General features: G+C 52.2%; 1 protein-coding gene. It reads right to left on the bottom strand.

From position 1 onward, the window contains the following. Positions 1 to 11: 11 nt before the first annotated feature. Positions 12 to 611 (bottom strand): phosphatidate cytidylyltransferase (locus ACTHSP_RS21280; protein ID WP_440346916.1); only part of this gene is annotated, 600 nt, incomplete at its 5' end.

A 611-nucleotide genomic window follows, 5' to 3' on the forward strand; every position in this document is an offset into this window, starting at 1 on the left:
AGACAGGCGGTTTAAAACAAATATACAAAGGCGGCATAAATGCTGATAACGGCAATCAGACTGTCCACACGGTCGAACACGCCGCCGTGTCCCGGCAACAGATTACTGCTGTCTTTGATACCGGCCGCACGTTTGAGCCAGCTTTCCAGCAAATCGCCGCACACGCTGACAACGGTCAGAATCAAGCCGATCAAAATAGTTTTTAACCAACCAGCTTCAAAAGCCAGCCAACCGGCTTTCCATACGATGGTCATGTACACGACAACGCATAATGCACCGCCGATCGCACCTTCCCAGCTTTTACCCGGGCTGATGGTCGGCGCAATTTTACACTTGCCAAACGACTTGCCGCAGAAATACGCACCAATATCGGCCACCCACACCAAACCCATAATCGCCAATAAAGACAGCGCGTCTTCAGGCTGAGGGCGCAGGTAAACCAGTGCGAACCAAAACGGCATCACCAACATCCAACCGACCGTGTAAGCCTGCCATCCGCCGTTTAACTCCCATTTCGCCTTCAGCCACCAAGGCATGACAATCAGCCAAAACGCCAATACGACATACCAAACCAAATCAGGCAACTGCCAACCGCCGGCATAGGCAATCAC

It is taken from the genome of Neisseria sp. P0001.S005, assembly GCF_051963715.1.